Origin of the sequence: Pseudomonas sp. Marseille-Q5299, from assembly GCF_943737035.1 — a bacterium.
Classification (GTDB): Bacteria; Pseudomonadota; Gammaproteobacteria; order Pseudomonadales; family Pseudomonadaceae; genus Aquipseudomonas; species Aquipseudomonas putida_E.
In genome coordinates this window covers 130767-143518 of sequence record NZ_CALSFR010000003.1, presented here as the reverse complement: position 1 = coordinate 143518, position 12752 = coordinate 130767, and the positions used below count along the sequence as shown (strand labels likewise).

Below are 12752 nucleotides of genomic sequence, written 5' to 3'. Positions count from 1 at the left end.
AGGTGAAGAATTTCATGCAAGCAGTGCGTAACTGGGCTGCCCGTTTTGCGCCGTGGTTCGGCGCGGTGGGCCTGTTCGCCGCTGTCCAGCAGGCGCATGCCGGCGATTATGACGGCTCGCCTCAGGTGGCCGAATTCGTCGGTGAGATGAGCCGCGACTATGGCTTTGCCAGCGAGCAGTTGATGGGCGTGTTCCGCGAGGTTCAGCGCAAGCAATCGATCCTGGACGCCATATCGCGGCCGGCCGAGCGGGTAAAACCGTGGAAGGATTACCGACCGATGTTCATCACCGACGCGCGCATCGCCCGCGGTGTGGACTTCTGGCGCCAGCATGAAGCGGTGCTGGCCCGGGCGGAGCAGGAGTACGGCGTACCGGCGCAGTACATCGTCGCGATCATCGGCGTGGAAACCTTTTTTGGCCGCAACACTGGCAACTACCGTGTGATCGATGCCTTGTCGACCCTGGGCTTCGATTACCCGCCGCGCGGCGAGTTCTTCCGCAAGGAGCTGCGTGAATACCTGCTGCTGTCGCGCGAAGAACAGCTCGACCCGCTGACCCTCAAAGGTTCATACGCCGGTGCCATGGGCCTGCCGCAGTTCATGCCGAGCAGCTTTCGCAACTACGCGGTGGACTTCGATGGCGATGGCCACATCAATATCTGGAACAACCCTGACGATGCCATCGGCAGTGTCGCCAGCTACTTCAAAGAGCACGGCTGGGTGGCTGGGCAGGGCGTGGTCAGTCGTGCCCAGGTCAGTGGTGCGCGGGCAGACGACGGCCTGACCACGGGCATCGAGCCGGTGAAAACGGTCGCAGAGTTGCAGGCGCTTGGCTGGTCGAGTCATGATGCGTTGCGCGGTGATCTGCCAGTCACCGCCTTCCGTCTGGAAGGCGCAAACGGGCCTGAATACTGGTTGGGCCTGAAGAATTTCTACGCGATCACTCGCTACAACCGCAGCGTGATGTATGCCATGGCGGTGCATCAGCTTTCGGAACAGCTGGTCCAAGCACGGGGCGTCAAGTAATGCGCGCAATGATTTCTGCCAATACCTTCAAGTTGCTGGCCTGCATGGCCGTCGGCATGCTGCTGGTCAGTTGCTCCTCCAGCCGGCCGGCCCCCCAGAAAAGCGGCAATACCGTTCGTGCGCAGCCTGGCCTGGATATCAACCGTGCCCACAAGGACGGTGCGCCGTGGTGGGACGTGGATGTGAACAAGATCCCGGACGCGACGCCGACCGTGCACACTGGCAACTACAAGGCCAACCCTTACACGGTGCTGGGCAAGACCTACTACCCCATACAGGACTCGCGCAACTACCGTGCCGAAGGCACCGCCTCCTGGTACGGCACCAAGTTCCACGGGCAGAACACCGCCAACGGTGAGCTGTACGACCTGTATGGCATGAGCGCAGCGCACAAGACCCTGCCGCTGCCGGCCTACGTGCGGGTGACCAACCTCGCCAACGGGCGCAGTGTGATCCTGCGGGTCAATGACCGTGGCCCGTTCTACTCCGACCGCATCATCGACCTGTCCTATGCCGCAGCCAAGAAGCTCGGCTATGCCGAGAGCGGCACCGCGCATGTGCGGGTCGAAGGTATCGATCCCCAGCAATGGTGGGCTCAGCGTGGCCAGCAGCCGCCGTTGATGCTCAAGGAGCCTAAGGCCACCCAGCCTCAGGCGATTGCGGCCAGCACCGGGCGTGTCGAGCAATGGTCGCCGCCGGCGCAGCAACACGCAGCGCCCGTAGTGCCAGTGCAAGTGGGTGGCAACAATGTGCCGGCAGGCAACGGTGGCAGCTTCCTGCAGGTGGGCGCGTTTGCCAACCCCGACGCCGCCGAGCTGTTGCGTTCGAAGCTGAGCACCATGGTCAGCGCACCGGTGTTCATCAGCTCCATCGTGCGTAACCAGCAGACCCTGCACCGCGTGCGCCTGGGGCCGATCAGCAGCCAGGGCGAAATCCAGCAGGCGCAGGACAGCATTCGCCTGGCGAACCTTGGCCAGGCCAAGCTGGTCACAGACTGACGGCAGCGGCAAGCTTCAAGAAGAAGCCAAGGTGCGCGTCGCCTTGTCTTGCAGCTTGAGGCTTGAGCCTCTAGCTGTCTGTTTTGTCATGAATTGACGGGCGCGGCCATGTACAATGTCCGCTTTTGCCCGCAGCGACATAAAGCCGCACTTCCTGGGCTCGGCCCTGAGCCGCAAAAACTAGACTGACTGGCGCTGGGCACACGATGTGGCCCAGGGAACATCTCAGACCATTAGCGATTTTCGAGAGACGGATGAACATCACCAACCTTGCCAAACGACTTTGCCTGCCCGTACTGCTGATGATCACGCCTGCTGCCTTTGCGGCAGAGCAGATGATGCCGGCACCACCGCAACTGGCAGCCAAGTCCTACGTACTCATGGACGCGTCCAGCGGCAATGTGCTGGTCGAGAACAATGGTGACGAGCGTCTGCCGCCGGCCAGCCTGACCAAGCTGATGACCGCCTACATCGCCACCCTGGACATCCGCCGTGGCCAGATCGGCGAGAACGATCCGGTCACCGTCAGCGAGAATGCCTGGCGCACCGGTGGTTCGCGCATGTTCATCAAGGTCGGTAGCCAGGTCACCGTCAGTGACCTGCTGCATGGCATCATCATCCAGTCGGGCAACGATGCATCGGTCGCCTTGGCCGAGCACATCGCTGGCAGCGAAGATGCCTTTGCCGACATGATGAACAAGACTGCCGCCGACCTGGGTCTGTCCAACAGCCACTTCATGAACCCGACCGGTCTGCCGCACCCGGACCACTACTCCTCGGCCCATGACATGGCTACCCTGGCGCGCGCGATCATCAACGTCGACCCGGCCCACTACGCCATCTACTCGCAGAAAGAGTTCTTCTGGAACAACATCAAGCAGCCAAACCGCAACCTGCTGCTGTGGCGTGACAAGACAGTCGATGGCCTGAAGACCGGCCACACCGAAGAAGCCGGCTACTGCATGGTGGCCTCGGCTGTACGCGACGGCCAACGCTTGATCGCGGTGGTGTTCGGCACCAACAGCGAGCAGTCCCGTGCTGCCGAAACCCAGAAGCTGCTGACCTATGGCTTCCGCTTCTTCGAAACCCAGACCTTCTATCAGAAGGGCACGGAACTGACCCAGGCCCCGGTCTGGAAAGGCGCCACCAGCATCGTCAAGGCCGGCCTGGCCGACGACCTGACCCTGACCATGCCCAAAGGCCAGATGAAGCGCCTCCAGGCTTCGATGACCATGAACCCGCAGCTCACCGCACCGATCGCCAAAGGTGACGTGATCGGTAAAGTGGAAGTCAAACTGGACGAGAACGTGGTTCACAGCGCCGACCTGATCGCCCTGGATGGCGTAGAGGAAGGTGGTTTCATCCGTCGTATGTGGGATAGCATCCGTCTATTCTTCTACGGGTTGTTCAACTGATACGTGACCTGCACGCCCCCGTAATCCTGCGGGGGCGTTGTTGTTGCCACGGCTTACGAGGCCGTTTCCGCCATGAGCGAACCTGACGTCAAGTCGCACAAGATCGAATTCCCCTGCGCCGATTACCCGATCAAGGTCATCGGCGATACCGTTGTCGGCTTCAAGGACATGGTGATCGAGGTCCTGAGCAAGCATGCCAAGGTCGACCTCGCCACTTTGGCCGAGCGCCAGAGCAAGGAAGGCAAGTACACCACGGTGCAGTTGCACATCGTTGCCGAGAGCGAAAATCAGCTGCACGATATAAACAGCGCCCTGCGTGCCACCGGCATCGTGAAAATGGTGCTCTGATGTCCCTTTGTCTCGGTTTTCGCGAGCTTGGCCTGCAGCCCTATGAACCGGTGCTGGAAGCCATGCGTCGCTTCACCGAGCAGCGTAGCCCGGACAGCCAGGATGAAATCTGGCTGGTAGAGCACCCCGCGGTTTTCACCCAGGGCCAGGCCGGCAAGGCCGAGCACCTGCTGGTACCGGGCGATATTCCGGTGGTGCAGACCGATCGGGGTGGCCAGGTGACCTACCACGGCCCCGGGCAACTGGTTGCCTACCTGCTGCTGGACGTGCGCCGCCTTGGCTTTGGTGTGCGCGAACTGGTCAGCCGCATCGAACAGACGCTGATCGAGCTGCTTGCCAGTTACGGTGTCAGCGCTGCGGCCAAGCCCGATGCGCCGGGTGTCTATGTCGACGGAGCGAAAATCGCCTCCCTCGGCCTGCGAATCCGCAATGGCCGTTCTTTTCACGGCCTTGCTCTGAACGTGGACATGGACCTTGCGCCATTCCGCCGAATCAACCCCTGCGGGTATGCGGGGCTGGCCATGACCCAGCTGCGTGACCTGGCAGGCCCGATCGAACTCGACGAGGTCAGGACAAGGCTGCGCGGACAGCTGGTCAAGCACCTCGACTATGCTGAGCAGACGACCCTGACGGGCGGAATCGACTGAATATGACAACTGTGCAAGAAGCCGTGCCGAACCTGATACCTACCCAGGATGCCACCCCGCGCCCAGCGCCGAAGAAGGTGGAAGCTGGGGTCAAGCTGCGTGGTGCCGACAAGGTGGCGCGCATTCCGGTGAAGATCATCCCTACCGATGAGCTGCCCAAGAAACCCGACTGGATCCGCGTGCGCATCCCGGTTTCCCCTGAGGTAGACCGCATCAAGCAACTGCTGCGCAAGCACAAGCTGCACAGCGTGTGCGAAGAAGCTTCCTGCCCGAACCTGGGTGAGTGCTTCTCCGGTGGTACCGCCACCTTCATGATCATGGGCGACATCTGCACCCGTCGCTGCCCGTTCTGCGATGTCGGCCACGGCCGGCCGAAACCGCTGGATGTGGACGAGCCGAAAAACCTGGCTGTTGCCATCGCCGACCTGCGCCTGAAGTACGTAGTGATCACCTCGGTGGACCGCGACGACCTGCGCGACGGTGGTGCCCAGCACTTCGCCGACTGCATCCGCGAGATCCGCGCGCTGTCGCCGGGCGTACAGCTGGAAACCCTGGTGCCGGATTACCGTGGCCGGATGGATGTGGCCCTGGAGATTACCGCGCAAGAGCCGCCGGATGTTTTCAACCACAATCTCGAAACCGTACCGCGCCTGTACAAGGCCGCACGTCCCGGTTCGGACTACGACTGGTCGCTGGACCTGCTGCAGAAGTTCAAGCAGATGGTGCCGCACGTACCGACCAAGTCTGGCCTGATGCTCGGCCTGGGCGAGACGGACGAAGAAGTGATCGAAGTGATGCACCGCATGCGTGAGCATGACATCGACATGCTCACCCTCGGGCAGTACCTGCAGCCTTCGCGCAGCCACCTGCCAGTGCAGCGTTTCGTGCACCCCGACACCTTCGCCTGGTTTGCCGAGGAAGGCTACAAGATGGGCTTCAAGAACGTCGCATCGGGCCCGTTGGTGCGTTCGTCCTACCATGCCGACCAGCAGGCTCACGAAGCCAAGATCAAGCTCTGATCCTGGTTTGAGCCGTACATGCCGATGCACGCCGAAAGGCGGCATCGGCATTTTTGTTTTTGTGCCCAGCGCTGCAAGGAGTTGCGATGAATTGCGCCGAAACGTTTGAACACCGCCTGCCCGCCGCGCTGCCCGGCAATGCCTGCTTTGCCATTGTCGCCCCGGCGGGGCCGGCAAGGCTGGATGCGCAAAAGGCTGGCCAGTGGTTTGCCGAGCGCGGTTATCGCTGCCGTATCTACCCTGGAGTGGGGCAGGCCGAAGGCTATCTGGCGGGCTCCGATCAGCAACGGTTACAGGATCTGCACGATGCCTTCGCTGACCCGACCATTGACGCGGTCCTGTGTATGCGCGGTGGCTATGGCAGCATGCGCCTGCTCGATCAGCTCGACTTCGACTTGATCCGGCGCAACCCCAAGCCGCTGATCGGCTACAGCGACATCACTGCGCTGCACACGGCTATCTATCGTCATAGCGGATTGATCAGCTTTCATGGGGCGATGCTCAACGCTGACCTGCTGGGTGCCAAGCTCGCACCGACCGAGTCGTCGCTGATGGCGCAGTTGAGTGGGGCGTTAGGGGAGGGTGATGCCATCGTGCACCCGGCTGAATTCGTCTTGAATTGCGTGGTGCCTGGTGTTGCCAGGGGGCGTTTGCTGGGCGGCAACCTGTCGATTCTGGGGGCGACCCTGGGAACACTGGCGCAGATCGATACGAAGGGCTGCATCCTGTTCATCGAGGACGTCAACGAGCCGCTTTACCGGGTGGACCGGCTGCTGACCCAGTTGCGTCTGGCAGGCAAGTTGGCGGGGGTGAAGGGGGTGCTGGTGGGGGATTTTGCCGGTATCACCGTGGCGGCGTTGACGCCCCTGTTGCTGGACATCTTCGCGCCGTTGGGTGTGCCAGTGCTGTCCGGGTGGCGCAGCGGGCATTGTGACCCGAACGTGTGTTTGCCGCTGGGTGCAGAGGTGGTGCTGGACAGCGAGGCGCGGAGCCTGGTATTGGCGCAGGATTTGTTCAAGGGGTGAGATTGTCGGGGCCGCTTTGCGGCCCTTTCGCGACGCAAGGCCGCTCCTACAGGGGGATGAGCGATTTCTCGTGTCGCGATGGGGCGCAAGGCGCCCCCGGCATTATCACCGTTGACGCAGGCTATCGAGCAACTTGTGCGTCGGGTACCCATCTGCTGGCCACCCAAAACCCTGCTGCGCATTGCGAATGGCCTTACGGGTATTGGCACCGATGATGCCATCGGGGTTGCCCGCATCATGCCCGTTGGCGTTGAGCAGGTTCTGCAGCTCCATGCGCTCGCTGCGGCTCAGCGGCAAGTCTTCTTTGGGCCAGCTGCCTGCGATGAAGCCCCAGCCCGAAAAACGATCGCCCAGCAAGCTCACGGCCAGTGCATAGGACGATGAGTTGTTGTACTTGAGAATGGCGCGGAAGTTGTCCAGCACCAGGAATGCTGGGCCACGGGCGCCGGCCGGCAGCAGCAGGGCTGCGGAAAGTTCGTTGCTGCCCATCGGCAGTTTGGTGCCCGCCGGCAGTTTCACACCCAATTGCAACCACTCACTGACGGGCTTGCGCAGCGCGCCATCGGCCAGCCAGAAGTCGAAGCCTGCAGGTACCTGAACCTCGAAACCCCATGGTTGCCCGCGCTTCCAGCCGGAGCTTTGCAGGTAATGCGCAGTCGATGCCAAGGCATCCGGAGTGCTGTTCCAGATATCGCGGCGGCCGTCACCGTCGAAGTCCACTGCATGGGTGTTGTAGGTGGTGGGAATGAACTGGGTCTGGCCCATGGCGCCGGCCCAGGAACCACGCATGGCCTCTGGCTGGATGTCACCATGCTGGATGATCTGCAGCGCGGCAATCAGCTGATCCTGGGCAAACTGCGGGCGGCGGCCTTCATACGCCAGGGTCGCGAGTGAGCGAATTACCGACTTGCTGCCTTGGAACTGGCCAAAGTTGCTCTCCATGCCCCAGACCGAGACCAGGACCTGACGGTCTACACCATAGCGCTGTTCGAGGCGGGTCAGCAGCTCGGCATTCTGCTCAAGCAGTTTCTTGCCGTTTCGCACTCGCAGCGGCGACAGTGCTCCCTCCAGGTATTCCCACACCGGGCGGGTGAATTCGGGCTGGCTGCGGTCTGCCTTGATCACATCCATGTCCGGCGTCACGCCAATGAACGCGCGGTCGAAAGTGCTTGCCGAGATACCAGCCTGCAGCGCTTGCTGGCGGAAGCCGGCCTGCCATTGGGCAAATGTTTGCAGCGGCTGAATTTCAGTGCTGACGTCGGGCGTGGCGCTGGGCAGAGTCACTACCGGCGCGGGCTGGGCGGGGGCCAGCGGCAGGGCGTCGGCGGCGGTGGGCTTTTCCGCGCAGGCGACGAGCAGGATTAAGCTGGAGGCCGCGAGCAGCTGGCGGGATTTCCAGCGAGGGGTAAGACTGAAGGGCATGCACAGATCCAGAATTTCAGGTCAGGTGCCGACCATATCATGCCTGCGCTTTCGATGCTTTCATGCGGCCAAAAAGTAAGAAGCCTCCCAATCTCTCGATTGGAAGGCTTCGCGGCGGTAGCTGCCTTTGCCCTTGTCCGGTCGCTCCTGGCGGCAGCGGAACAAGGGTTGGGCGACGATGGATTTGGCCTTGTTGGGGCCGTGCTTCTTCGGCTTTTTGCTCATGGCGGGATTCCCGGGCTGGGGGGGTTTCGGGGCGGACTCTAGGCCTGTAGAGAGGCCGGGGCCAATTGATTGTGTCAATGGTTTGAAATACCGGGGCTGCAAAGCAGGCTCCCAGTATTTGAGTCACTCAGGCGGTAGAGCCAACCGCTGCCCGGCCATGAGCAATGACAAGCGTGACAGCCCGGTCCATGGTGACCCCACGGCTTGCCCCTTGATCTGCGCATCGATGCGCTGGGCATCCTGCAGCAGCTGCGCCCAGCGCTGCGCCGACAGGCGCTGCAGGGCTTTGCTGACCAGCGGCCGGCGCTTGTCCCATACCGGTGGGCGGGCCTGGCTGAAGGCCTTGTCCAAGGGCACACCCTGGCTGAACTGCTGCGAAAGCCCCGCCAGCAGACGCAGTTCGCGCGCCAGGGCCCACAGAATCACAGGTGGCTCCACGCCTTCACCGCGCAGGCCTTCGAGCATGCGCAGGGCATGCGCAGCTTCGCCATTGAGAATGGCATCGACCAGGCCGAAGACATCGAAGCGCGCGCTGTCGGCAACGGCCGCCTGCACCGTGTCTACGGTGACCTGGCTGCCGTCGGCGAGCAGTTTGAGCTTTTCGATTTCCTGGGCAGCAGCCAGCAGGTTGCCTTCGACACGTGCGGCAATGAGGTCGACCGCATCACGCTGGGCCGAAAGGCCGGCCTGTGCCAAACGCTGGTTGATCCACTGCGGCAACTGCTGGGCATCCACCGGCCAGATCTGGATGAACTGGCAATGGCTGCCCTCGATCAGGGCCTTGCCCCATTTGGTCTTCTGCGCACTGCCATCGAGTTTGGGCAGGCTGACCAGCAGCAGGGTGTCCTCGGCAGGGTTGGCGCAGTATTCCATCAGCGCCGCTGCGCCTTTGTCACCAGGCTTGCCCGAGGGCAGGCGCAGTTCCAGCAGCCGGCGTTGGGCGAACAGGGACAGGCTGGCGCCCGCCTGCAGCAGGGTGCCCCAGTCGAAACTGGCGTCGGCGCTGAACACCTGGCGCTCGTCAAAACCCTGCTGACGCGCAGCATTGCGTATGGCGTCGGCGGCTTCCTGGCACAGCAGCGGATCGTCGCCACTGACCACATAGACAGGGGCCAGAGCGCCTTGCAGGTGCTTGTTGAGTTGGGCGGGGGCGAGCTTCATCGGAAACAGGCGGGGCACCGGAGTGCCCCGCACGGGCTTAATTGCCCGGAATTTCCAGCGGAGATTGCTGCGGCGTTTCCGCCTGCTGGCTGCGCGCGGCTTCTAGTGCGGCGGCTTCGGCCTTGGCGCGTTCGTCAGCTTCGCGCTGCAACTGGTCCAGCTGAGGCGGCGTCAGCATCTGCAGGCGCACGACCATGGCGTTGACCAGGTCGCGGCGCATTTCTTCGCGGGCAACAGTGGCTTCCTGGTCGGAACCGGTGATGTTGCCGCCGTCGCGTACATAGATTTTGCGCACTTCCAGCTTGTCGCTCATCAGCTCCAGGTTGTTCAGGCCAAGGATGCTGTAGCTGAGCACTGTGGTCAGTTCGTACTCGGCAGATTGGTTGCTGCTGGCGTAGGACGCTGCGCGCTGGGTTTGCTGTTCGTTGGTCAGTACCAGGCGATACGGGGCGCCGGTGTGCACATTGACGCCGCTGCGCTCCAGTACTTCGCGCAGTTGAGTCACGGTCGGGCCGTAGGCATCACGTGCACTGACGTCCATTTCCTTGACGCTGAGCTCGGAGGTGCCGGTGCCGCGCAGCTGGAAACCGCAGGCGCTGAGCATGATGGCCAGGCCCAATACCAGCAGATTGCGTTTGATCATGTTGTTGCTCCCTTGTGGGCCGATACCGCCCACCCGCACTGGCTGCAGGTGGGCGTTGCCATCAGTTGGCGACGATGTTGACCAGCTTGCCTGGCACTACGATGACCTTGCGGATGGTCAGGCCATCGATGAAGCGCAGGACATTTTCGTTGTTGCGGGCGGCGGCTTCGATTTCTTCGCGGCTGGCGGCTGCAGGCATTTCTACCTGGCCACGCAGTTTGCCGTTGACCTGGACCACCAGGGTGACGGTGTCCTGCACCAGAGCGCTTTCATCGACAACTGGCCAGCCAGCATCGATAACCGCTTGCTCATGGCCCAGCGCCTTCCACAGTTCGTGGGAAATGTGCGGGGTGATCGGGGCCAGCAACAAGGTGACGGCCTCCAGGCCCTCTTGCAGCAGCGCACGGTCTTGCTCGGTGCCCTGGGGGGCCTTCTCCAGGACGTTCATCACGGTCATCACCTGGGCGATGGCGGTGTTGAACTTGTGGTACTGGCCCACATCGGTGCTGGCCTGCTTGATCGCGGCGTGAATTGCACGGCGGATGACCTTCTGCTCGTCGTTCAGCGTGGCGAGGTCCAGTTTACCCGGCAGGCCCTGGTTGACGTGGCCCTGGGCCAGGCGCCAGACACGACGCAGGAAGCGGCTTGCACCTTCGACACCAGAGTCCGACCATTCCAGGCTCATGTCGGGCGGCGAGGCGAACATCATGAACAGGCGGCAGGTGTCGGCGCCGTAGGCTTCGATCATCGACTGTGGGTCGACGCCGTTGTTCTTCGACTTCGACATCTTCTCGGTGCCGCCGATTTCCACCGGCAGGCCGTCGGTCTTCAGGCGTGCGCCAATGATCTTGGCCTTGGCATCGCGCTCGATTTCGACGTCGGCCGGGTTGAACCAGTCCTTGCCACCGTTGCTGGCGACGCGGTAGTAGGTATCGGCGACCACCATGCCCTGGGTCAGCAGGTTCTTGAACGGTTCATTGGAGGTGACCAGGCCTTCGTCACGCATCAGCTTGTGGAAGAAACGCGCGTAAAGCAGGTGCAGAATGGCGTGTTCGATGCCGCCGATGTACTGGTCGACCGGCAACCAGTGGTTGGCCGCTTTCGGATCGACCAGGCCCTTGTCGTAGTTCGGCGAAGCGTAGCGGGCGAAGTACCAGGACGACTCGACGAAGGTGTCCATGGTGTCGGTTTCACGCTTAGCCGCAGCGCCGCATTTCGGGCAGCTGCACTCGTAGAACTCGGGCATGCGCGCCAGCGGCGAACCGGCGCCGTCCGGCACCACGTTCTCTGGCAGGGTGACCGGCAGCTGGTCTTCCGGCACCGGCACGTCGCCGCAGGACGGGCAGTGGATGATCGGGATCGGGCAGCCCCAGTAACGCTGGCGGCTGATGCCCCAGTCGCGCAGGCGGAACTGGGTGCGGGATTTGCCCAGCTCCTTGCGGATCAGGGCCGCCTCGATGGCGTCGAAGGCGCCAGCGAAGTCCAGGCCGTCGAACTCGCCGGAGTTGATCAGCTGGCCGTGCTCGCCGTAGGCCGCCTGCCATTCGCTGCCGACTTCGTCGCCGGCGCTGGTGCGCACCACAGCCTTGACCGGCAGGTTGTACTTGTGGGCGAACTCGAAGTCGCGCTCGTCGTGGGCCGGTACGGCCATTACGGCACCGTCGCCGTAGTGCATCAGCACATAGTTGGCGACCCATACCGGCAGCTTTTCACCGCTCAGGGGGTGCTCGACCAGCAGGGAAGTGGGCATGCCCTTCTTCTCCTGGGTGGCCATGTCGGCCTCGGCAACGCTGCCGCTCTTGCACTCGTCGATGAATGCCTGCAGCGCCGGGTTGCCCTGGGCAGCCTGGGTAGCCAATGGGTGCTCGGCGGCAACGGCAACGTAAGTCGCGCCCATCAGGGTGTCCGGACGGGTGGTAAAGACTTTCAGCGTACCTTCGTGGCCGATGCTCGCCTGATCGTACGGGAACTGTACTTCCATGCCGCGCGACTTGCCGATCCAGTTGCGCTGCATGGTCTTGACCTGCTCAGGCCAGCCCGGCAGCTCGTCGAGGCTTTCCAGCAGCTCGTCGGCGTAGTCGGTGATGCGGAAGTAGTACATGGGGATTTCGCGCTTTTCGATCAGCGCGCCCGAACGCCAGCCGCGGCCGTCGATGACCTGCTCGTTGGCGAGCACGGTCTGGTCGGCCGGGTCCCAGTTCACGGTACCGTTCTTGCGGTAGATGATGCCTTTTTCGAACAGGCGGGTGAACAGCCACTGTTCCCAGCGGTAGTAGTCCGGCTTGCAGGTGGTGACTTCACGTGCCCAGTCGATGGCAAGGCCCAGGCTCTTGAGCTGGGTCTTCATGTAGTCGATGTTTTCGTATGTCCACTTGGCCGGGGCGACGTTGTTTTTCATCGCCGCGTTTTCCGCGGGCATGCCGAAAGCGTCCCAGCCCATCGGTTGCAGGACGTTCTTGCCCAGCATGCGCTGGTAGCGGGCAATCACGTCGCCGATGGTGTAGTTGCGCACGTGGCCCATGTGTAGCTTGCCGCTCGGGTACGGGAACATCGATAGGCAATAGTAGGTGTCTTTGCCTGGCTGTTCGGTAACAGCGAACGACTGTTGCTCGTCCCAGAAATGCTGGGCGGCGGCTTCGATATCACGGGGCGTGTATTGTTCGTGCATGGCTACTTTTGGCTGAGAGAGAAGAGACCTTGTTCCAGGCAGCGGAACCTCGCTGCGTCCGGCACTCCGGTGTCGTGAGAGTGAACGCCGTAGCATACAGTAGCGCCGCGCATCGTGGGAAACCCTGATTGCGAATGGCCGCTGGTCGCTGCACCG

General features: G+C 62.5%; 12 protein-coding genes. 7 read left to right on the top strand and 5 right to left on the bottom strand.

The genetic code is table 11. The annotated features are described in order from the left end of the window. The first annotated feature begins 14 nt into the window (after positions 1-14). The 7 genes from mltB (at position 15) to NGJ21_RS09275 (ending at position 6477) form a co-directional block, all read left to right on the top strand. Positions 15-1025, top strand: a complete 1011-nt coding sequence (gene mltB / locus NGJ21_RS09305) for a lytic murein transglycosylase B (RefSeq protein WP_251962046.1) — start codon at positions 15-17, stop codon at positions 1023-1025. Further along, positions 1025-2023 carry a septal ring lytic transglycosylase RlpA family protein gene (locus tag NGJ21_RS09300; protein WP_237859206.1) on the top strand — a complete coding sequence of 333 codons (999 nt, stop codon included), beginning with the start codon at positions 1025-1027 and terminating at the stop codon, positions 2021-2023. The genes mltB and NGJ21_RS09300 overlap by 1 nt, the downstream gene beginning before the upstream one ends. A gap of 254 nt (positions 2024-2277) precedes the next feature. After that, positions 2278-3438: a D-alanyl-D-alanine carboxypeptidase family protein gene (locus NGJ21_RS09295; RefSeq protein WP_046785132.1), complete on the top strand. Its 1161-nt coding sequence runs from the start codon at positions 2278-2280 to the stop codon at positions 3436-3438. Positions 3439-3510: 72 nt separating this feature from the next. Beyond that, positions 3511-3786, top strand: a complete 276-nt coding sequence (locus NGJ21_RS09290; RefSeq protein ID WP_012312556.1) for a DUF493 domain-containing protein — start codon at positions 3511-3513, stop codon at positions 3784-3786. Next, a complete protein-coding gene (gene lipB, locus NGJ21_RS09285) occupies positions 3786-4433 on the top strand; it encodes a lipoyl(octanoyl) transferase LipB (protein ID WP_012312557.1) in 648 nt (215 codons plus the stop codon). The genes NGJ21_RS09290 and lipB overlap by 1 nt, the downstream gene beginning before the upstream one ends. A 2-nt stretch (positions 4434-4435) precedes the next feature. Beyond that, the gene (gene lipA, locus NGJ21_RS09280) at positions 4436-5452 is read left to right on the top strand and encodes a lipoyl synthase (RefSeq protein ID WP_012312558.1); all 1017 of its coding nucleotides are present in this window, start codon (positions 4436-4438) and stop codon (positions 5450-5452) included. Positions 5453-5538: 86 nt separating this feature from the next. Then, the gene (locus tag NGJ21_RS09275; RefSeq protein WP_251962045.1) at positions 5539-6477 is read left to right on the top strand and encodes a S66 peptidase family protein; all 939 of its coding nucleotides are present in this window, start codon (positions 5539-5541) and stop codon (positions 6475-6477) included. A gap of 105 nt (positions 6478-6582) precedes the next feature. On the opposite strand, the gene NGJ21_RS09270 is transcribed toward NGJ21_RS09275, so the two are convergent. The 5 genes from NGJ21_RS09270 to leuS all read right to left on the bottom strand — a co-directional run bounded on the left by NGJ21_RS09270 (position 6583) and on the right by leuS (position 12596). Beyond that, the gene (locus tag NGJ21_RS09270) at positions 6583-7899 is read right to left on the bottom strand and encodes a lytic murein transglycosylase (RefSeq protein ID WP_174140980.1); all 1317 of its coding nucleotides are present in this window, start codon (positions 7897-7899) and stop codon (positions 6583-6585) included. Positions 7900-7959: 60 nt separating this feature from the next. Continuing rightward, complete coding sequence (gene arfA / locus NGJ21_RS09265) at positions 7960-8124, bottom strand: alternative ribosome rescue factor ArfA (RefSeq protein ID WP_016489355.1); 165 nt, start codon at positions 8122-8124, stop codon at positions 7960-7962. A 123-nt stretch (positions 8125-8247) separates the two neighbouring features. Further along, entirely contained in the window at positions 8248-9285 is a 1038-nt protein-coding gene (gene holA, locus NGJ21_RS09260) for a DNA polymerase III subunit delta (RefSeq protein WP_119689114.1), read from the bottom strand. Between the two features lie 37 nt (positions 9286-9322). Next, the gene (locus tag NGJ21_RS09255) at positions 9323-9928 is read right to left on the bottom strand and encodes an LPS-assembly lipoprotein LptE (protein ID WP_012312563.1); all 606 of its coding nucleotides are present in this window, start codon (positions 9926-9928) and stop codon (positions 9323-9325) included. Positions 9929-9989: 61 nt separating this feature from the next. Then, positions 9990-12596, bottom strand: a complete 2607-nt coding sequence (gene leuS / locus NGJ21_RS09250) for a leucine--tRNA ligase (protein ID WP_046785135.1) — start codon at positions 12594-12596, stop codon at positions 9990-9992. Positions 12597-12752: the final 156 nt, after the last annotated feature.

Excerpts from the sequence above, each read along its gene's own strand:
- mltB (WP_251962046.1), top strand. The coding sequence starts at position 15 with ATGCAAGCAGTGCGTAACTGGGCTGCCCGTTTTGCGCCGTGGTTCGGC.
- NGJ21_RS09300 (WP_237859206.1), top strand. The coding sequence starts at position 1,025 with ATGCGCGCAATGATTTCTGCCAATACCTTCAAGTTGCTGGCCTGCATG.
- NGJ21_RS09295 (WP_046785132.1), top strand. The coding sequence starts at position 2,278 with ATGAACATCACCAACCTTGCCAAACGACTTTGCCTGCCCGTACTGCTG.
- NGJ21_RS09290 (WP_012312556.1), top strand. The coding sequence starts at position 3,511 with ATGAGCGAACCTGACGTCAAGTCGCACAAGATCGAATTCCCCTGCGCC.
- lipB (WP_012312557.1), top strand. The coding sequence starts at position 3,786 with ATGTCCCTTTGTCTCGGTTTTCGCGAGCTTGGCCTGCAGCCCTATGAA.
- lipA (WP_012312558.1), top strand. The coding sequence starts at position 4,436 with ATGACAACTGTGCAAGAAGCCGTGCCGAACCTGATACCTACCCAGGAT.
- NGJ21_RS09275 (WP_251962045.1), top strand. The coding sequence starts at position 5,539 with ATGAATTGCGCCGAAACGTTTGAACACCGCCTGCCCGCCGCGCTGCCC.
- NGJ21_RS09270 (WP_174140980.1), bottom strand. The coding sequence starts at position 7,899 with ATGCCCTTCAGTCTTACCCCTCGCTGGAAATCCCGCCAGCTGCTCGCG.
- arfA (WP_016489355.1), bottom strand. The coding sequence starts at position 8,124 with ATGAGCAAAAAGCCGAAGAAGCACGGCCCCAACAAGGCCAAATCCATC.
- holA (WP_119689114.1), bottom strand. The coding sequence starts at position 9,285 with ATGAAGCTCGCCCCCGCCCAACTCAACAAGCACCTGCAAGGCGCTCTG.
- NGJ21_RS09255 (WP_012312563.1), bottom strand. The coding sequence starts at position 9,928 with ATGATCAAACGCAATCTGCTGGTATTGGGCCTGGCCATCATGCTCAGC.
- leuS (WP_046785135.1), bottom strand. The coding sequence starts at position 12,596 with ATGCACGAACAATACACGCCCCGTGATATCGAAGCCGCCGCCCAGCAT.